This is a genomic window from Streptomyces sp. NPDC059832 (assembly GCF_042731715.1).
GTDB lineage: Bacteria > Actinomycetota > Actinomycetes > Streptomycetales > Streptomycetaceae > Streptomyces.
In genome coordinates this window covers 298,283-318,275 of the sequence record NZ_JBHWIY010000001.1, presented here as the reverse complement: position 1 = coordinate 318,275, position 19,993 = coordinate 298,283, and the positions used below count along the sequence as shown (strand labels likewise).

Genomic DNA, 19,993 nt, shown 5'->3' with positions numbered 1-19,993 from the left:
GGAGAGGGGGAGAGGGGGAGGAGGGGGGGGGTGGGGGGTGGGTCCGTTTTCTTCCCCCCTCCTTTTCTCTCGGCCATCTCGCCCCCCCCCCCCCCGGTGCCGGATGTCCGACGACGTCCCGAACGGGGGATGACCGAGGCGGCGTGAGAGTCCGGACGACCCCGCCCCGGCGGTGGCCGGAGGAGGACGGCTGGGGTGAGGCGGTGGTCCTGCCCGCCCTCCGCCCGGTGGTGGCGGGGAGGGCGGTCGGGGCCGTCGTCTCAGCGGGCGGCGTAGCTGCGGGCGGGCAGGACGGCGAGTTCTTCCGGTCGCAGCGGCGGCTCGGTCAGCGCCGGGACCTCGAATCCCCGGCGCAGCGCGGCGAGCAGCCATGGGTTCTGGATCTCGGCGACGGTGGTGGAGAGCGTCATCAGACCGACGGCGGCACGGCTGACCTCACGGTTGCGGGTCGCGACACTGCTCATCACGTCCGAATCGCGTCGCCGGGTGCCGTCGTCGTCGGTCAGCCGCGGGTCGCGGCTGTCGACCTCGACGTCGGGGTAGTGCACGTCGCCGGAGGTGGCCAGCATCCAGGCGTCGTCGACCGCCTTGGCGACGGCGCGCTGAACGGCACGGCCGAGGCCGGGATCCAGGTCCCGCAGCTCTATCTGCTTCTCGAAGGCCGCGACACTGCGGGCAGCGGCGCTCATGCCGTGCCCGTAGACGGGATTGAAGGCCGTCGCCGCGTCGCCGAGCACCACCAGGCCCGCCGGCCAGGCCGCGAGACGGTCGTAGTGCAGGCGCCGGTTGACGGTGGAGCGGGAGCGCTGCACGGCGGTCAGCGGCTCCAGGCCCGCGATCAGGTCCCCGATCAGGGGGTGCCGGACGCTTTCACGGGCGTACGCCATGAATCCGGCCTCGTCCGCGGGCGGTTCGCCGCCGCGGGTACCGGAGAGCGTGACGATCCAGCGGTCGCCCTCGATGGGCATCAGTACGGCGTTGCGTCCCGGACCGCCCTGGCGCGAGTCCGCGAGCACGCTGACGAGCGGGAAGGTGCCGCCGGGGGTCTCGGGCGCGCGGAAGATGCGGGTCGCGTAGACCATGCCGGTGTCGACGGTCTCCTCCTGCGGAGCCGCGACGCCCAAGCGGTCCAGCCAGCGCTTCATGGCGGAGCCGCGGCCGGTGGTGTCGACGACGATGTCCGCCTCCAGCACCCGCTCCTCGCCGGAGGCGCTGTCGCGCACCCGGACTCCGGTGACCCGTTCGGCGGTGCCGGTCAGTTCGAGCGCTTCGGTGCGGTCGAGGACCGAAATACGGGGGTTCCGCAATGCCTGGTCGCGCACGGTCCAGTCGAGCAGCGCGCGGCTGCAGGCGAGGGTGAACTCGGTCTCCGGAAAACGGTGCTGCCAGCCGAAGGCGGTATAGGAAACGAGACCGTTCGGAATTCCGATACGGTGCGCACCGGCCCCGATCAGACGGTCGGTCGTTCCCGGGAGGAGCGACTCCATGATTCGGGCGCCGCCGGACCACAGAATGTGGCAGTGGCGGGCCTGTGGAACACCCTTGCGGAGCTCCGGTCCGTGCGGGTATTCGTCCCGGTCGATGACGGTCACGTCGTCGACATACCGGACCAGCATCGAAGAGGTGAGTGCGCCGGCGAAACCACCGCCCAACACCACGGCACGTCGATTTCCAGTCATCGGTCACCCGGTCCTTTCCCGCTGTGTGGAATCGCCAACTACCGTACGGTGAATCGGGGCACGGCGATCCGATCACCCCGTACCCCTCCCAAGACAGGGGTGTCTAGGGGTATGTGTAGGGGTAACCGGGATATTTTCCGAGGCGTACGGGGAAATCGCAGATCACCGTGGCAGCCACTGGTCACAAGATGTTTTCTGTACGACGGAAATCCCTACATCTCTGGCTACCGAATGACTGGTCATCCTCATTAGAGTTCCGCCCATGACGACAACACACAGGGCGACACCGGTGGTTGCATTCACCGGCGCTGTCAAGGAGTTCGGCGCGGTGCGCGCCGTCGACGGACTCGATCTCACCATCGGACCAGGCGAGAGAGTCGCCCTGCTCGGTCGCAACGGCGCGGGCAAGTCGACGGCCATCAGTCTGCTGCTGGGTCTGGACGACCCGTCCGCCGGCACGGTGGAACTGTTCGGGCAGGCCCCGAGCCATGCGGTGACCGAGGGCCGGGTCGGCGCGATGTTGCAGGATTCCAAGCCGGTTTCCCGGGTGACGGTGCGTGAGCTGGTGTCCTTCGTGACCCGTACGTATCCGAACCCGATGACGGTGGACGAGGCGCTGGAGCTGGCGGGCCTGACCGAGCTGGCCGGGCGGCGCGCGGACAAGCTCTCCGGGGGCCAGGCCCAGCGGGTCAGCTTCGCCATCGCGCTGGCCGGGGACCCCGATCTGCTGGTGCTGGACGAGCCGACGGCCGCGCTCGACGTGGAGGCCCGTCGGCTGTTCTGGCAGTCGATGCGCGCGTTCACCGATCGCGGCAAGACGGTGCTGTTCTCCACGCACTATCTGGAGGAGGCGGACCAGAACGCCGACCGGATCGTCGTCATCGACCGCGGGCAGCTGATCGCCGACGGAAGCAGCGCCGACATCAAGCACACGGTCGGCTCCAGCATGGTCTCCTTCACCGCGCCGGACGGGCCGTTGCCGGACGGTGTGGCAGCGCTGCCGGGTGTTCTGTCGGTCGAGGTCGTCGACGGCCGGGTGCGGCTGCGTACGTCGGACTCGGACGCGACGGTGAGCGCCCTGCCGGGCGTGGTGACGCCTCGGGGTCTCGAAGTCGCCCCCGCGGGCCTGGAGGACGCGTTCCTGAGCCTGACCGCGCACCACTCGGGTCGTGACGCGGACCGCCCGTACATCCCCTCCGCCTCGTCCGATTCCGCTGTCCAGACCCCTAAGGCAGGCGCGTGATGGCCAGTTCGATCGCCCTCGTTTCCAATTACGTCAATCTTGAGCTGCGCCGTACGTTCCGTGACACCGGATTCGTCATCTTCGGCATCGGTACGCCGGTGCTGATGTACATCATGTTCACCAATGTCGGCGGGGGCTCCGGCGGAACGGACGACTGGGCCGTGACCGCCATGGTGGGGCTGGCGGCGTACGGTGCGCTGAGTGCCGGGCTCAGCTCGGGCACGGCGGTCGCCGAGGACAAGGCCGTGGGGTGGCTGCGCCAGCTGCGGATCACGCCGCTCTCACCGGCGCAGGTGGTCTTCGGGCGTGCGGTGACCGGCTCGCTGATGGTGCTGCCGGCGATCGTGGTGGTCCTGCTCACGGCCATGATCGCCAATGGTGTGCGGCTGGAGTTCTGGCAGTGGATCGTGCTGACGCTGCTGCTGTGGGCCGGCTCGCTGCCGTTCACCATGCTCGGGATCGCCAACGGCTACCAGCTCTCGTCCCAGACCACGAACGTCACGAACATCGTCTGCAACCTGGCGCTCGCGCTGGTCGGGGGGCTGTGGTTCCCGATCAGCGAGTTCCCGGGCTGGATGGCTTCGGTGGCCAAGTGGACGCCGGGTTACCGCTTCGGCGAGCTGGGCTGGAACACCACCGACGGCGAGGCGCCGAGCATGACGGGCATCCTGGTGCTGGTGGTCTGGCTGCTGGTCTTCGGCGCGTACGCGGCCTATGCCTACCGCCGCTCGGGCCGTAAGGCGTAAGGCGTATGCCGTAGGGCGTATGCCGCAAGGGCTCGTATTCCCTGCCGTACAGCAGACAGATGGCTGTGGGCGGCACCCGGTCGGGGTGCCGCCCACAGCCATTTTCCTGCTGTACGGGGGTGCGGTGCCGGGTCAGTCGACGGCGCGGCGGGTGAAGCCGCGGATACCGACCGCCGAGGCCACGACGATCGCGGCCGCGAGGACGGCGAGGTCGATGCCGAGCGGCACGGAGTCCACCTTGTCGAGGAGGACCGAGCGCAGGCCTTCGTTGATGTACGTGATCGGGTTGATGCCGACGACCACCTGGAACCACTTCAGCCCGTGCAGGCTGAGCAGCGAGTACTGGGCGGCCGCGGTGAACATCAGCGGGGTCAGGGCGAGGCCGAAGACCACGCCGACGCGGCGGGCCGGGACGACGGTGCCGAGGACGAGGCCGAGGGCGCCGCCGAGGAGCGAGCCGAGTACGAGTACGGCCAGGATCGGCGGCAGGGTGGCGGCCGGCCACCAGGACACGCCCAGCACGAGAATGCCCACGGGGACCATGAGGGCGGCGGCGATGAAGCCGCGGATACCGCCGAAGACGATCTTCTCCAGGGCCACCAGCCGGATGCCCACCGGAGCCATCAGGCGGTCCTCGATCTCCTTGGAGTACGAGAAGTCCATGACCAGGGGCAGCGCGGTGGCCTGGAGGGCGCTGATGAAGGCGGTCAGGCCCACGATGCCGGGCAGGAGCAGCGGAACGTAACTGCTGTCGACGTAGTCCATGTCGGCGAGCACCTTGCCGAAGATGAACAGGATGAAGAGCGGCTGGAGCAGCGCCTCCGCGAGGAACAGCCAGGGCTGGCGGGCGGTGACGAGGATGTCGCGCCACAGGATGGACCCGAGGATGCGGCCCTGTGAGACCTTCCGCGGACCGGCGGGCGCGGCGGGCGCGGTGGGTATGGCGGGCTCGGTGGGTATGGCGGGCTCGGTGGGTGCTGAGGGTGCGGCGGACGCAGTGGGCGTAGTGGCCACGGTTGCGGCTGTGGTTGCGGCTGTGGCTGTGGCTGTGGCTGTGGTGGGCGTGGATGTTGTGACAGTCACCGAAGTCCCCTACCAGTCATGTGAATGAAGACGTCCTCAAGGCTTGCCTCCCGGACGGTCAGGTCTCTGACCTCGCAGTTCAGTTCGCCGAGCACCTTGAAGACGCCGGGCAGCACATCACCGGCGCCGGACTCGACGCTGACCACGAAGCGGTCTTCCTCCGGTTCCGGGGCCGGCATGCCCGGGAAGGGGGGCGTACCGGGTGCGCCGCCCGTCACGAACTCGGCAGCCGCGACCCACGGCACGGCAGTGAGCGCCTCGGTGACGGACTCCGGGGTCTCGTCCAGAAGGTTCAGCTTGAGGGTGAGCACCGTGCCGCCCGGCAGCGAGCGGATCAGGCCGTCGGGCGTGTCGACGGTCAGCAGCTTGCCGTGGTCGACGATGCCGATGCGGTCGCAGACCTTCGCCGCCTCGTCCATGTCGTGCGTGGTGATCACGACGGTCACGCCCTGGTTGCCCAGCTCCTCGACGAGGTCGTGCACGAAGAGCCGTGCCTGCGGGTCCAGGCCGGTGGCGGGCTCGTCGAGGAACATCACGCTCGGGTCGTGCATCAGGGCGCGGGCGATCATCACGCGCTGCGCCTGACCGCCCGACATCTGGTCCACCAGCGAGTCGGCCTTCTCGGTGAGCTGCATCCGCTCCAGCAGCCCGTCGGCGCGGCGGCGCCGCTCGGAGCGGCTCAGGCCGTGGTACGCCGCGTGGAACATGAGGTTCTGCCGGACCGTCAGCGAACGGTCCAGGTTGTTGTGCTGCGGGACCACCGCCAGCACGCCGCGCGCCCGGTCGGGGTGAGCGATCACGTCGATACCGTCGAGGGTGGCCCGGCCCGACGTGGCCTTGGCCATCGTGGTGAGCATGCGGATGGTGGTGGTCTTGCCCGCTCCGTTGGGGCCGAGGAGGCCGAAGACCTCGCCGCGCGCCACGGTGAAACTCAGCCCGTCGACCGCCCGGGGCATGCCGGGCAGGTACTCCTTGACGAGATCCTCGACTATCACCGCGTCAGGCGCGGCTGTGTCCGCTTCTGGCACCTTGTGCCTCCTCATCGAAATCGAAAGATGAAATCTCAGACATTGACTCGACCGCTTTTCCTGATCAGGACTTTCCGAACTCGCGCTGGATGAGATCGAACAGCTCGTCCGGCGTCGCGGTCTCCAGCAGGTCGTCGGCCACAGGTTCCGGATTGGTCCGGTTCGCCCCTTGTGTCGTGTTCCAGCGGGACAGGAGCGCTTCCAGTCGCTTGGTGATGTCCGCCCCGTCCGCGCCTTGCGAGGAAAGCGACGTGAGAACTCGCTCAAGTTTCTCGATCTCCGCAACGGCTTCGGATTCCTTCACGGGCCCGCCGGCCCGGCCCGCGTTCTGCTGAGCGAATTGCTCACCGAGATGACGGACGAGATCGACGGAGGTCGGGAAATCGAAAATCAGAGTTGCGGGAAGCTGGAATCCGGTCTGTTTCATCAGCCCGTTACGCAGTTCGACTGCCATGAGCGAGTCGAAACCCATCTCGACGAATCCACGCCGCGCCTTGATCTGCGCGGGCGTCGTGATCCCGAGCACGCGCGCGGTCTCACCACGTACGAGATCGAGCAGGATTTCCTCGTGGGCCGCCGCGTCCCCGGCAGCGGCAAGACGCTCCCGCAGAGCGGCGGCCGCGTCGCCGATACCGGCTGCCGAGGCCTGCCCCTCCAGGACGGCCGCCTCGGCGAGCCGCTGGTTCTCGGGGAGGTCGCTCAGCAGCGGACTGGGCCGCATGGCCGTGAATGCCGGTGTGAAGCGGTCCCAGATCACGTCGGCGACAGCCAGACACGTCTCGTCGCCGGTCAGCGCCTGCGCAAGCGCGGTCAGGGCGCTGTCCGGCTCCATGACGGGCAGACCACGGCGGCGCAGCATCTCCTCCTCCTCCACGTCCACGAGTCCGCCGCCGCCCCAGGGGCCCCAGGCGAGGGAGGTGGCGGCCTGACCGCGGGTCCGGCGTTCCTGGGCGAGCGCGTCCAGGTAGGCATTGGCGGCGGCGTAACCCGCCTGCCCGCCACTGCCCCACACAGCAGCGATCGAGGAGAAGAGAACGAAAGCGTCCAGATCGGCATCCGCGAAAACCGCATCCAGGTTCACCGCACCGGTGACCTTCGCATGCAGTACATCGGCCAGCTCGGCACCGTCGATCTCGGAAAGCGGGGTGAGCTGACCGACACCGGCAGCGTGGACGACGGTACGGACGGGGGTGCCGTCGGTTTCGAGGGAGTGGGCGAGGGCGGTGAGGGCTGTCAGGTCGGTCGCGTCGCAGGCGACGACGGTGACTCCGGCCCCCAATTCCTCTATATCTGCGCGGAGTTCGTCTGTGCCGGGGGTGTCGGGGCCTCGGCGGCTGGTGAGGACGAGGTGTGAGGCGCCGTTGGCGGCGGCCCAGCGGGCCACCCGGGCGCCCAGGCCCCCGGTACCGCCCGTGATCAGGACCGTGCCCCTGATCTTCCAGTCGTTGTGCGGTCCGGCAGCGGCCCGCACGACACGGCGTACGAAGACGCCGGAGGACCGCACAGCGACCTGGTCCTCGCCCGTGTCGTTGCTGTTGGCGAGGATGGTGGCGGTGCGTTCGAAGGCCCGTGCGTCCAGGGTTTCGGGGAGGTCGATCAGACCGCCCCACCGCTTGGGGTGTTCCAGGCCCACGACCCGGCCCAGCCCCCAGACCTGCGCCTGAGGGGTGCTGCGCAGCGGGTCGGAGGCTGCGGTTGATACGGCGCCCCGGGTCAGGCACCACAGGGGTGCGTCGATCCCGGCCTGCCCCAGTTGCTGGACGAGTTGCAGCGTGGCGGCCAGGCCCGGAGAAACCCCCTGGTCGAGGGGAGCGTTGTCGATGCCCAGGAGGGAGACGACACCGGTCACGTCCAGGCCCGGGGTCAGGTCGGTGATGGCCGTCCGTACGACGTCGGCACCTGCCTTGCGCAGGCCCGCCTCGCACCACTCGGTGATGTCCGCCGGGCCTGTTTCGGGTGCGATGAGGAGCCAGCGGCCGGACAGGGTGCCGGCCGGGGGCTGTACGGGCTTCCAGGTGACGCGGTAGCGCCACCTGTCGACCTCGGAACGCTGCTTCCGGCGACGACGCCACGACGACAGCGCGGGCAGCACCTCACCCAGCGGGGCATCCGCCGACAGCTCCAGGTCCCCGGCCAGCCCGGACAGATCCTCACGCTCGACGGCCTCCCAGAACTCCGCGTCCACAGCCAAGTTCTTGTCCGTACTGCGGGGTGCCGAGGTCTCCCTCAGCCAGTAGTGCTGGTGGTCGAACGCATAGGTGGGCAGGACGGTGCGCTGGGCGCCGGTGTTGGCGTAGTACGTCGTCCAGTCGATGCGGGCGCCTCGGACGTGGAGTTCGGCGAGGGCGGTGGTCAGGGCCTCGGGTTCGGCGCGGTCCTTGCGCAGGGCGGGGAGGAAGGCGGAGGCGTCGTCGGTGACGCAGTCCTGGCCCATGGCGGAGAGGACGCCGCCGGGGCCGAGCTCCAGGTAGGTGGTGACGCCCTGGGTTTCGAGGTGGCGTACGCCGTCGAGGAAGCGGACGGCCTGGCGGACGTGATCCACCCAGTAATCGGCCGACAGCAGCTCCTCACCAGCAAGTTCACCCGTGAGGTTGGAGACGATCGGAAGCTTCGGTGCATGGAAGGTCAGGCTCTCGGCGATGACCTTGAATTCGGCGAGCATGGGTTCCATGCGCGGCGAGTGGAACGCGTGACTGACCCGCAGCCGCTTCGTCTTCTCGAAGCCCGACGCGATCGTCAGTACGGCTTCCTCGTCGCCGGAGATGACCACGGAGTCCGGGCCGTTCAGCGCGGCGATGGACACACCGTCGACCAGCAGCGGCAGGACGTCGGCCTCCGTCGCCTGGATGGCGACCATCGCCCCACCGGTGGGCAGTGCCTGCATCAGACGCCCACGCGCGGCGACCAACGCCGCCGCGTCCTCCAGGGACCAGACGCCCGCCACATGCGCGGCAGCCAGCTCACCAATCGAATGGCCCAGGAGGTAGTCCGGGGTCACGCCCCAGTGCTCCAGCAGCCGGAACAACGCCACCTCGACCGCGAACAGGCCCGCCTGCGTATAGACGGTCTGGTCGATCAACTCCGACCCACCGAACACCACCTCCTTCACCGGCCGGTCGAGATGCCGGTCCAGCTCCGCACACACCGCATCAAAGGCATCCGCGAACACCGGAAACGCCTCGTACAGCTCCCGGCCCATCCCGGACCGCTGCGAACCCTGACCCGAGAACAAGAACGCCGAACGACCACCCTGGACCGACCCGCGCACCACACCCGCGACAGACCGCCCCTCGGCCACCGCACGCAGCAGCGCCCCACGCTCCTCACCCACCACCACCGCACGGTGCTCGAACGCCGCACGCGTCGAAGCCAACGACCAGCCCACATCCAGCGGCGACACACCATCCACCAGACCGAGCAGCCGCTCCGCCTGACCGGCCAGCGCCCGCTCCGACCTGCCCGACAGCACCCACGGCACCACCGGCACCACCGACCCGACAACCGAAGGCCCGACCGGCTCCTCCTGCGCCTGCTCCAGGATCACGTGCGCATTCGTCCCACTGATCCCGAACGACGACACACCCGCCCGACGCGGACGACCACCCACCTCCGGCCACTCCCGCGCCTCCGCCAACAACTCCACCGCACCCGCCGACCAGTCCACCTTCGACGAAGGCACACCAACATTCAGCGACTGCGGCAACACACCATGACGCATCGCCATGACCATCTTGATCACGCCCGCAACACCCGCCGCAGCCTGCGTATGACCGATGTTCGACTTCAACGAACCCAGCCACAACGGCCGGCCCTCCGGGCGGCCCTGGCCGTACGTGGCCAGCAACGCCTGAGCCTCGATCGGGTCGCCCAGCTTCGTACCCGTGCCATGCGCCTCGACCACATCGACCTGATCACCCGAGAGCTGCGCATTGGCCAGGGCCTGCCGGATCACCCGCTGCTGCGACGGCCCATTCGGAGCCGTCAGACCATTCGACGCACCATCCTGGTTCACGGCCGAACCCGACACCACCGCCAACACCTGGTGACCCTTGCGCCGCGCCTCGGAAAGCCGCTCGACCAGCAGCACGCCGACGCCCTCGCCCCAGCCCGTACCGTCCGCATCGTCCGAGAAGGACTTGCAGCGGCCATCGGCGGCCAAGCCGCCCTGGCGGCTGAACTCCACGAAACCGCTGGGTCCGGCCATCACGGTCACACCGCCGACGAGCGCCATCTCGCACTCGCCCGAGCGCAGCGACTGGGCTGCCAGGTGCAGCGCGACCAGCGACGACGAACATGCCGTGTCGACCGTCACCGCCGGGCCCTCCAGGCCAAAGGCGTAGGAGACGCGGCCCGACAGCACGCTGGTGGCCGTTCCGGTCAACAGCTGTCCGCTGACACCTTCTTCGCCCTGGGCGAGAGCTCCGGCACCGTAGCCCTGACTGCAGCCACCTGCGAAGACACCGGTACGGGTGCCACGCACGGACGTGGGGTCGATGCCGGCTCGCTCGAACACCTCCCACGAGGTCTCCAGGAGCAGGCGCTGTTGCGGGTCCATCGCCAGGGCCTCGCGCGGCGAGATCCCGAAGAACTCCGGATCGAAGTGTCCGGCGTCGTGCAGGAATCCGCCGGCACGGGCGAACCCGAGGTCCGTATCGCGGCCTCCGGAGGGTGCGTCCTCCCAGCCGCGGTCGGCCGGAAAGCCGGTGATGCCGTCGCCCCCCGCGCTGACGAGCTGCCACAGTTGGTCCGGCGACCGGACGTCGCCCGGCAGGCGGCAGCTCATTCCCACGATCGCAATCGGCTCGTCGTCGGACCCGGTCTGCTGGGACTGGGGAGCTCCGTGGGTGGTCTCCTGCTCCAGGATCCCGTCGACGAGATGGGTAGCCAGGCCATGGGCGTCCGGGTAGTCGAACACCAAGGTGGCGGGGAGCTGGAGTCCGGTCTCCTCGGCCAGGCGGTTGCGCAGCTCGATCGCCGTGAGGGAGTCGAAGCCCAGGTCGCGGAAGGCCGTCGCAACGGGGATGGCAGACGGGTCGCCGTGGTTCAGTACCGCCGCCGCATGCGTGCGGACCGTATCGAGGAGGACGGTGTGGGCTTCCGCTGCGTCGAGGCCCTGAAGCCGGTCGACCAGCTCCGGCCGACTGTTCCTTGTCGTACTCGCGTCGCCCGCGTCGGCGGTGTCCGTCGCGTGCAGGCTGGCGACTTCGGGGAGGTCGCCGAGCAGCGGGCTGGGCCGCAGCGCGGTGAAAACGGGCGAGAAGCGGTCCCAGGCCACGTCGGCGACAGCCAGGCACGTCTCGTCGCCGGCCAGCGCCTGCCCGAGTGCGGACAGAGCACTGTCCGGCTCCATGACGGGCAGACCACGGCGGCCGAGTTGTTCCTCGCCTTCGGCGGTCACGAGTCCGCCGCCGCCCCAGGGGCCCCAGGCAAGGGAGGTGGCGGCCTGACCGCGGGTCCGGCGTTCCTGGGCGAGCGCGTCCAGGTAGGCATTGGCGGCTGCGTAACCCGCCTGCCCGCCACTGCCCCACACAGCAGCGATCGAGGAGAAGAGAACGAAAGCGTCCAGATCGGCATCCGCGAAAACCGCATCCAGGTTCACCGCACCGGTGACCTTCGCATGCAGTACATCGGCCAGCTCGGCACCATCGGTCTCGGAAAGCGGGGTGAGCTGACCGACGCCTGCGGCGTGGACGACGGTACGGACGGGGGTGCCGTCGGCCTGGAGGCCGGTGGCGAGGTGAGCCAGAGCGACGCGGTCGGCAACGTCGCAGGCCGCGATGGTCACCTGTACGCCCGCAGCAGTGAGCTCGTCACGCAACTGCTCTGTGCCGGGGGTGTCGGGGCCTCGGCGGCTGGTGAGGACGAGGTGTGAGGCGCCGTTGGCGGCGGCCCAGCGGGCCACCCGGGCGCCCAGGCCCCCGGTACCGCCCGTGATCAGGACCGTGCCCCTGATCTTCCAGTCGTTGTGCGGTCCGGCAGCGGCCCGCACGACACGGCGTACGAAGACGCCGGAGGACCGCACGGCGACCTGGTCCTCACCCGTGTCGTTGCTGTTGGCCAGGACGGTGGCGGTGCGTTCGAAGGCCCGTGCGTCCAGGGTTTCGGGGAGGTCGATCAGACCGCCCCACCGCTTGGGGTGTTCCAGGCCCACGACCCGGCCAAGACCCCAGACCTGCGCCTGAGCGGTGCTGCGCAGCGGGTCGGAGGCTGCGGTTGATACGGCGCCCCGGGTCAGGCACCACAGGGGTGCGTCGATCCCGGCCTGCCCCAGTTGCTGGACGAGTTGCAGCGTGGCGGCCAGGCCCGGAGAAACCCCCTGGTCGAGGGGAGCGTTGTCGATGCCCAGGAGGGAGACGACACCGGTCACGTCCAGGCCCGGGGCCAGGTCGGTGATGGCCGTCCGTACGACGTCGGCACCGGCCTTGCGCAGGCCCGCCTCGCACCACTCGGTGATGTCCGCCGGGCCTGTTTCGGGTGCGATGAGGAGCCAGCGGCCGGACAGGGTGCCGGCCGGGGGCTGTACGGGCTTCCAGGTGACGCGGTAGCGCCACCTGTCGACCTCGGAACGCTGCTTCCGGCGACGCCGCCACGACGACAGCGCGGGCAGCACCTCACCCAGCGGGGCATCCGCCGACAGTTCCAGGTCCCCGGCCAGCCCGGACAGGTCCTCGCGCTCGACGGCCTCCCAGAAGTCGGTGTCGAGCGGGTCGGTGACGGTGTCGGGGGCAGTTCTGGGCGGTGCCGGCCAGTACCGCTCATGCTGGAAGGCGTAGGTGGGCAAATCGGTGCGCTGGGCACCGGTGTTCGCGTAGTACGCGGCCCAGTCGACGGCCTTGCCTCGGACGTGGAGTTCGGCGAGGGCCGTGGTGAGGGCGTCGGGTTCGGTGCGGTTCTTCCTCAAGGCCGGTACGAAACCGGCCTCGCCCGTCACGCAGGACTGGCCCATCGCGGACAACACCCCGCCGGGGCCGAGCTCCAGGTACGTCGTGACGCCCTGGGCCTCCACATGACGCATGCCGTCGAGGAAGCGGACCGCCTGGCGGACATGATCCACCCAGTAATCGGCCGACAGCAGCTCCTCACCGGCGAGTTCACCGGTGAGGTTGGAGACGATCGGAAGCTTCGGTGCATGGAAGGCCAGACCCTCGGCAACCGTCCTGAACTTGGCGAGCATGGGTTCCATGCGCGGCGAGTGGAACGCGTGACTCACGCGAAGCCGCTTCGTCTTCTCGAAGCCCGACGCGATCGTCAGTACGGCCTCCTCGTCACCCGAGATCACCACAGAGTCCGGACCGTTCAGCGCGGCGATGGACACACCCTCGACCAGCAGCGGCAGGACATCGGCCTCCGTCGCCTGGATCGCGACCATCGCCCCACCGGTCGGCAGTGCCTGCATCAGACGCCCACGCGCGGCGACCAGTGCCGCCGCATCCTCCAGGGACCAGACACCCGCCACATGCGCGGCAGCCAGCTCACCAATCGAGTGGCCCAGGAGGTAGTCCGGGGTCACGCCCCAGTGCTCCAGCAGCCGGAACAACGCCACCTCGACCGCGAACAGGCCGGCCTGCGTGTACACGGTCTGGTCGATCAGCTCCGACCCGCCGAAGACAATCTCCTTCACCGGCCGGTCGAGATGCCGGTCCAGCTCCGCGCACACCGCGTCGAAGGCATCGGCGAACACCGGGTACGCCTGGTACAGCTCCCGGCCCATCCCGGACCGCTGCGAACCCTGACCCGAGAACAAGAACGCCGAACGACCACCCTGGACCGACCCGCGCACCACACCCGCGACAGACCGCCCCTCGGCCACCGCACGCAGCAGCGCCCCACGCTCCTCACCCACCACCACCGCACGGTGCTCGAACGCCGCACGCGTCGAAGCCAGCGACCAGCCCACATCCAGCGGCGACACACCATCCACCAGACCGAGCAGCCGCTCCGCCTGACCGGCCAGCGCCCGCTCCGACCTGCCCGACAGCACCCACGGCACCACCGGCAGCACCGACCCGACAACCGAAGGCCCGACCGGCTCCTCCTGCGCCTGCTCCAGGATCACGTGCGCATTCGTCCCACTGATCCCGAACGACGACACACCCGCCCGACGCGGACGACCACCCACCTCCGGCCACTCCCGCGCCTCCGCCAACAACTCCACCGCACCCGCCGACCAGTCCACCTTCGACGAAGGCACACCAACATTCAGCGACTGCGGCAACACACCATGACGCATCGCCATGACCATCTTGATCACGCCCGCAACACCCGCCGCAGCCTGCGTATGACCGATGTTCGACTTGATCGACCCGAGCCACAGCGGCCGGCCCGCCGGGCGGTCCTGGCCGTACGTGGCCAGCAACGCCTGCGCCTCGATCGGGTCGCCCAGCTTCGTACCCGTGCCATGCGCCTCCACGGTGTCCACATCGGCCGTGTCCAGGCCGGAGTTGGCCAGGGCCTGGCGGATGACGCGCTGCTGCGACGGGCCGTTCGGGGCGGTCAGACCATTCGACGCACCATCCTGGTTCACGGCCGAACCCGACACCACCGCCAACACCTGGTGGCCCTTGCGCCGTGCCTCGGAAAGCGGCTCGACGAGCAGGAGCCCCACGCCTTCGCCCCAGCCCGTGCCGTCCGCATCGTCCGAGAACGCCTTCACCCGGCCGTCGGCGGCCAGGCCGTTCTGACGGCTGAACTCGATGAAGCCGGCCGGGGTGGACATCACGGTCACACCGCCCGCGAGCGCCATCTCGCACTCACCCGCCCGCAGCGCCTGGATCGCCCAGTGCAGCGCGACCAGCGACGACGAGCACGCCGTGTCCACCGTCACCGCCGGGCCCTCCAGGCCGAAGGCGTAGGAGACGCGGCCCGACAGCACGCTGGCGAGGCTTCCGGTGACTCCGTGCCCGGCAAGCGCGTCGTCAGCATTCTGGACGAGGTCGCCGTAGTCCTGGCCGTTGGTGCCGACGAACACGCCGGTACGGCTGCCCTTGAGCGTGGTCGGGTCGATGCCCGAGCGTTCGAAGACCTCCCAGGCGATCTCCAGCATCAGCCGCTGCTGCGGGTCCATCGCCAGGGCCTCGCGCGGCGAGATCCCGAACAGGGCCGGGTCGAACCGGGCGGCGTCGAGAAGGAATCCGCCCTGGCCGACGTACGAGGTGTGAGGCCTTCGCCGCTCCGGGTCGTAGAGCGCGTCCAGGTCCCAGCCGCGGTCGGTGGGGAAGGCGGAGATGCCGTCGGCACCGTCGGCGAGCATGCGCCACAGGTCCTCGGGGGAGCCGACGCCTCCGGGGAAGCGGCAGCTCATGCCGACGATCGCGATCTTCTCGTCCTCGTCTCCGGTACTGCCGCCCGCCGTGGTCACGGCGGGCCGGGGCTCGGCTTCGGAGCCGCTCAGTTCAGCGAGGAGATGGGCCGCGAGGGCGGCCGGGGTGGGGTAGTCGAAGACGAGGGTCGTGGGCAGCGCCATCCCGGTGGCGACGCCCAGGTTGTTGCGCAGGTCCACGGCGCTCATGGAGTTGAAGCCGAGGTCCTGGAAGCTGCGGTCGCTCGGGACCTTGCCCGCGTCGGTGTGGCCGAGGACGGTCGCGGTTTCGCCGCGTACGAGGTCGAGGACGGCGCGGGCACGCTCGGGCTCGGCAAGGGCCAGCAGATGAGCGATCCGCGAGGTGGGAACGGAGGCACCGGGCGCGCGGGCCGCCTCGCCTGCAACGGACCAGCCGGAGAAGTCGGACCGGCCGGAGGAGTCGGAGAGAGCGGAGAGAGCGGAGAAGTCGGGGAGATCGCGGATCAGCGGGCTCGGGCGACGGGTTGCGGTGTGCGCGACCATCCGCTCCCACTGGATGTCCGCGACGACGACGCAGGTCTCGTCGTGTTCCAGCGCCTGCTTCAGCGCGGTCAGTGCGGTCTCGGGAGCCATGGCTCCGGCGCCGATGCGCTCGAAGCGCTCTTCCGCGTCCCCTTCCCCGAGGCCGGCGCCCGCCCAGCGGCCCCAGGCGATGGATGTGGCGGGCAGGCCGAGCGAACGGCGCTGCTGGGCGAGTGCGTCGAGGAATGCGTTGCCCGGGGCGTAATTGCCCTGACCGGGGGCACCGACGGTGCCGCTGAGGGAGGAGAAGAGTACGAACGCGGACAGGTCGAGGTCGCGGGTGAGCTCATGCAGGTTGCGCGCGCCGTTGACCTTGGCGCGCAGCGCGTACGCGATCCGGTCCGTGGTCAGCGAGTCGATGAGGCCGTCGTCGAGGGCCGCCGCCGCGTGCACGACGGCGGTGAGCGGGGTGTCGGCCGGGATGGTCGCGAGGAGTTCGGCGACGGCGGCGCGGTCGTCGACCTCGCAGGCGACGATACGCACTCGGCAGCCCATGGCTTGGAGTTCGGCAGCCAGGGCATCGGCACCTGGCGCGTCCGCTCCCCGGCGGCTGGTGAGGATGAGCTGCTCGGCACCGTTGCGGGCCAGCCAGCGCGCAACGTGTCCGCCGAGGGCTCCGGTGCCGCCGGTGACCAGGACGGCCCCGCTCGGGATCCACTGTCGCTCGGCGGGTGCGCTGTCGAGCGGGGCGCGGACGAGTCGGCGGGCGAAGGCGCCGGTGGCGCGGATCGCGACGTGGTCCTCGTCCTCGATGCGGGCCAGGACTCGGCGCAGGTTCGCGCCGCCGCGTCGGTCGAGCTCCTCGGGCAGGTCGACCAGTCCGCCCCAGCGCTGCGGGTATTCGGTACCGAAGACACCGCCGAAGCCCCAAGCCATGGCCTGGACGGCGCTGGCGACGGGTTCGGCGGGCCGGGCCGCCACGGCGCCACGGGTGGCGGTCCACAGGGGTGCGTCGAGGCCCGTGTCGTCGAGTGCCTGGACGAGTGCGACGGAAGCGGCGATTCCCGCGGGGACGCCGGGGACCTGGGGGTGGTCGCTTTCGTCGAGCGGAAGCAGGGAAAGTACGCGGGCGATCCCGGACGGCTGGTCGGCGAGCACCTCGCGGAGCTGCTGCGCGATGGCCTCACGTGCGTGCTCGGCCGGCAGCCGGAGGGTGATGGTCCGGTCGGTGCCGAGGGCGAGCAGGCAGGCATCGGCGAGTGGGGCGCTCGCCGCATGCTCCGGTACGACGAGCAGGGAGGTGCCGGGCAGCGCCGGGACGGCGGAGGCGGAACCGGGGATGCGCTGCCAGGTGGTGCGGTACCGCCATGAGTCCACGGTGTCGGACGCGTGGCGGCGGCGCCGCCAGTCGGAGAGCGCCGGAAACACCTCGCTGAAGGGCGCGTCCGGGCCGACGGCGAGGGCCTGTGCGAGTGCTTCCACGTCGCCTTGGGTGACGGCGTCCCAGAACTCGGAGTCCATGGCGGGACCGTCGGCGATCGGGCGGGGGCGGGAGGAGGCGTTGAGCCAGAAGCGTTGCCGCTGGAAGGCGTAGGTGGGCAGGTCGACGCGCTGGGCTCCGGTGTTCGCGTAGTACGTCGTCCAGTCGACGGCCTCGCCTCGGACGTGGAGTTCGGCGAGGGCGGTGGTCAGCGCCTCGGTCTCGGCGCAGTCCTTGCGCAGGGCCGGCACGAAGGCGGCGTCGCCCGTGACGCACGACTGGCCCATGGCGGAGAGGACACCGCCGGGACCGAGTTCCAGGTACGTGGTGACGCCTTGGGACTCCACATGACGTACGCCGTCGAGGAAGCGGACGGCCTGGCGGACGTGGTCCACCCAGTAGTCGGCCGACAGCAGCTCCTCACCGGCGAGTTCACCCGTGAGGTTGGAGACGATCGGGAGCCTCGGTGCATGGAAGGTCAGGCTCTCGGCGATCGTCCTGAACTCGGCGAGCATGGGCTCCATGCGTGGCGAGTGGAAGGCGTGGCTCACGCGCAGCCGCTTCGTCTTGGCGAAGCCTGATGCGATGGCGAGTACGGCGTCTTCGTCGCCGGAGATGACCACGGAGTGCGGGCCGTTCAGCGCGGCGATCGAGACGCTTTCGGTGAGCAGCGGCAGGACGTCAGCTTCGGTGGCCTGGATGGCGACCATCGCCCCACCGGTCGGGAGTGCCTGCATCAGCCGGCCCCGCGCCGCGACCAGCGCCGCCGCATCCTCCAGCGACCAGACACCCGCCACATGCGCGGCAGCCAGCTCACCGATCGAATGGCCCAGCAGATAGTCCGGGGTCACACCCCAGTGCTCCAGCAGCCGGAAGAGGGCCACCTCGATCGCGAACAGACCCGACTGCGTGTACACGGTCTGGTCGATCAACTCCGACCCACCGAACACCACCTCCCTCACCGGCCGGTCGAGATGCCGGTCCAGCTCCGCACACACCGCGTCGAACGCGTCCGCGAACACCGGAAACGCCTCGTACAGCTCCCGGCCCATCCCGGACCGCTGCGAACCCTGCCCCGAGAACAAGAACGCCGTGTCGCCGCCCGCGACCGAGCCGCGCACCAAGCCCGTCGCCGAGCGGCCTTCGGCCAGCGCCTCCAAGGTGCGCAGGAAGCTCTCGCGGTCGCCCGCGACGGCCGCGGCGCCGTGATCGAAGTGGGTTCGTGTGCGTGCCAGGGACCAGCCCAGGTCGGTGGGGGTGAGCGCGGGGTTGTCGCGCACCAGGTCGAGAAGGCGGCTTGCCTGGCCGGTCAGGGCCTGCGGGGTCCTGGCCGACAGGATCCACGGGATCGCCGGGAGGGTTCGTTGCGGGGCGACCGGTTCCGGAACCGTCGCCGTCTCGGGCTGTTCCAGGATGATGTGGGCGTTCGTACCGCTGACTCCGAAGGACGACACTCCGGCGCGGCGCGGGCGATCACCCACCTCCGGCCAGTCGCGGGCCTCGGTGAGCAGTTCGACCGCGCCCGCCGACCAGTCCACTCGCGTGGACGGGGTTTCGGCGTGCAGGGTGCGCGGCAGGACCCCGTGGCGCATCGCCATGACCATCTTGATGATGCCGCCAACGCCTGCGGCTGCCTGTGCGTGGCCGATGTTGGACTTGAGGGAGCCCAGCAGCAGGGGTCTGTCCGCGGGTCGGTCCTGGCCGTACGTGTCGATGACGGCCTGGGCCTCGATGGGGTCACCGAGGGTGGTGCCGGTGCCGTGGGCCTCGACGGCGTCGACCTCGGCCGCGGGGATGCGGGCGTTGGCGAGGGCCTGGCGGATGACGCGTTCCTGCGCGGGTCCGTTGGGAGCGGTGAGGCCGTTGGACGCACCGTCCTGGTTCACGGCGGATCCTCGGATCACGCCGAGCACGTGGTGGCCGTTGCGGCGGGCGTCGGAGAGCCGCTCGACCAGCAGCATGCCCACGCCCTCGGACCAGCCGGTGCCGTCGGCGCCGTCCGAGAAGGACTTGCAGCGGCCGTCGGACGACAGGCCGCCCTGGCGCTGGAAGTCGACGAAGGCGCTGGGGGTGGCCATGACGGTGGCGCCGCCCGCCAGGGCGAGCGTGCACTCGCCGGAGCGCAGGGACTGGACCGCGAAGTGGAGGGCGACCAAGGAGGAGGAGCAGGCGGTGTCGACGGTGACGGCGGGGCCTTCGAGGCCGAAGGTGTACGCGACGCGGCCGGAGGCGACGCTGCCGATGTTCCCGATGCCGAGCAGGCCGGCCACGCCGTCGGGGATGTCGGCGTCGGCGAGCCGGGCGGCGTAGTCGTGGTACATGAGGCCGGCGAAGACGCCGGTCCGGCTGCCGCGCAGGGAGGCCGGATCGATGCCCGCCCGCTCGATGGCCTCCCATGCGGTTTCCAGCAGGAGGCGCTGCTGGGGGTTCATCGCCAGCGCCTCGCGCGGCGAGATCCTGAACGGATCGGGGTCGAAGTCGCCTGCGTCGTAAAGGAATCCGCCCGCGCTCATCCCGGGGCTGATGGGCTGGACGCCCTGGGGGTCGTACAGGTTCTCGGTGTCCCAGCCGCGGTCGGTGGGGAAGCCACCGACCGCGTCGGTGCCGTTGGCGACGAGCTGCCAGAGGTCTTCGGGGTCGGCCACGCCGCCGGGATAGCGGCAGCTCATGCCGACGATCGCGATGGGCTCGCGGTCCTTCGCCTCGGCCCGGCGCAGTCGCTCGCCGGTCTCGTGCAGGTCAGCCGTGACTCGCTTCAAGTATGAGCGGAGCTTGTCTTCGTTCGCCATCAGAGCGTCACCTGTCCGGGTACCGACGAGCTGGGAGTTCATGGATCAACACCCGCGGGGTGGGCAGGCGTTGAGGGCGTGGGGCGGGGGCGGACGGGGGCCGGGGCCGGGGCAGGGACAGCCAAAGCGGGCGGAGAGCGGGC

5 protein-coding genes and 1 pseudogene are annotated in these 19,993 nt (G+C 70.1%); 2 read left to right on the top strand and 4 right to left on the bottom strand.

Going from position 1 to position 19,993, the window contains the following annotated elements:
* Nucleotides 1–260: 260 nt before the first annotated feature.
* Nucleotides 261–1,679 carry an NAD(P)/FAD-dependent oxidoreductase gene (locus ACFV8T_RS00870; RefSeq protein WP_385323054.1) on the bottom strand — a complete coding sequence of 473 codons (1,419 nt, stop codon included), beginning with the start codon at nucleotides 1,677–1,679 and terminating at the stop codon, nucleotides 261–263.
* 262 nt (nucleotides 1,680–1,941) lie between these two features.
* Between ACFV8T_RS00870 and ACFV8T_RS00865 the strand changes: the two genes are divergently transcribed.
* Together ACFV8T_RS00865 and ACFV8T_RS00860 are read left to right on the top strand one after the other, a co-directional pair.
* Nucleotides 1,942–2,922, top strand: coding sequence for an ABC transporter ATP-binding protein (locus ACFV8T_RS00865; protein ID WP_385323052.1), 981 nt, complete (start codon nucleotides 1,942–1,944; stop codon nucleotides 2,920–2,922).
* A complete protein-coding gene (locus ACFV8T_RS00860; RefSeq protein WP_385323050.1) occupies nucleotides 2,922–3,668 on the top strand; it encodes an ABC transporter permease in 747 nt (248 codons plus the stop codon). Before ACFV8T_RS00865 ends, ACFV8T_RS00860 begins: the two co-directional genes overlap by 1 nt.
* Nucleotides 3,669–3,800: 132 nt before the next feature.
* On the opposite strand, the gene ACFV8T_RS00855 is transcribed toward ACFV8T_RS00860, so the two are convergent.
* The 3 genes and pseudogenes from ACFV8T_RS00855 to ACFV8T_RS00845 all read right to left on the bottom strand — a co-directional run.
* Nucleotides 3,801–4,682, bottom strand: coding sequence for an ABC transporter permease (locus tag ACFV8T_RS00855; protein WP_385323049.1), 882 nt, complete (start codon nucleotides 4,680–4,682; stop codon nucleotides 3,801–3,803).
* A 65-nt stretch (nucleotides 4,683–4,747) separates the two neighbouring features.
* On the bottom strand, nucleotides 4,748–5,779 hold the full coding sequence (locus ACFV8T_RS00850) for an ABC transporter ATP-binding protein (protein WP_385323047.1): 1,032 nt from the start codon (nucleotides 5,777–5,779) through the stop codon (nucleotides 4,748–4,750).
* Nucleotides 5,780–5,843: 64 nt separating this feature from the next.
* A pseudogene (locus ACFV8T_RS00845) lies at nucleotides 5,844–19,811 on the bottom strand (type I polyketide synthase); the annotation flags it as partial.
* Between the last annotated feature and the right edge of the window lie 182 nt (nucleotides 19,812–19,993).

Coding starts and splice junctions, on each gene's coding strand:
- ACFV8T_RS00870 (WP_385323054.1), bottom strand. CDS start 1,679: ATGACTGGAAATCGACGTGCCGTGGTGTTGGGCGGTGGTTTCGCCGGC.
- ACFV8T_RS00865 (WP_385323052.1), top strand. CDS start 1,942: ATGACGACAACACACAGGGCGACACCGGTGGTTGCATTCACCGGCGCT.
- ACFV8T_RS00860 (WP_385323050.1), top strand. CDS start 2,922: ATGGCCAGTTCGATCGCCCTCGTTTCCAATTACGTCAATCTTGAGCTG.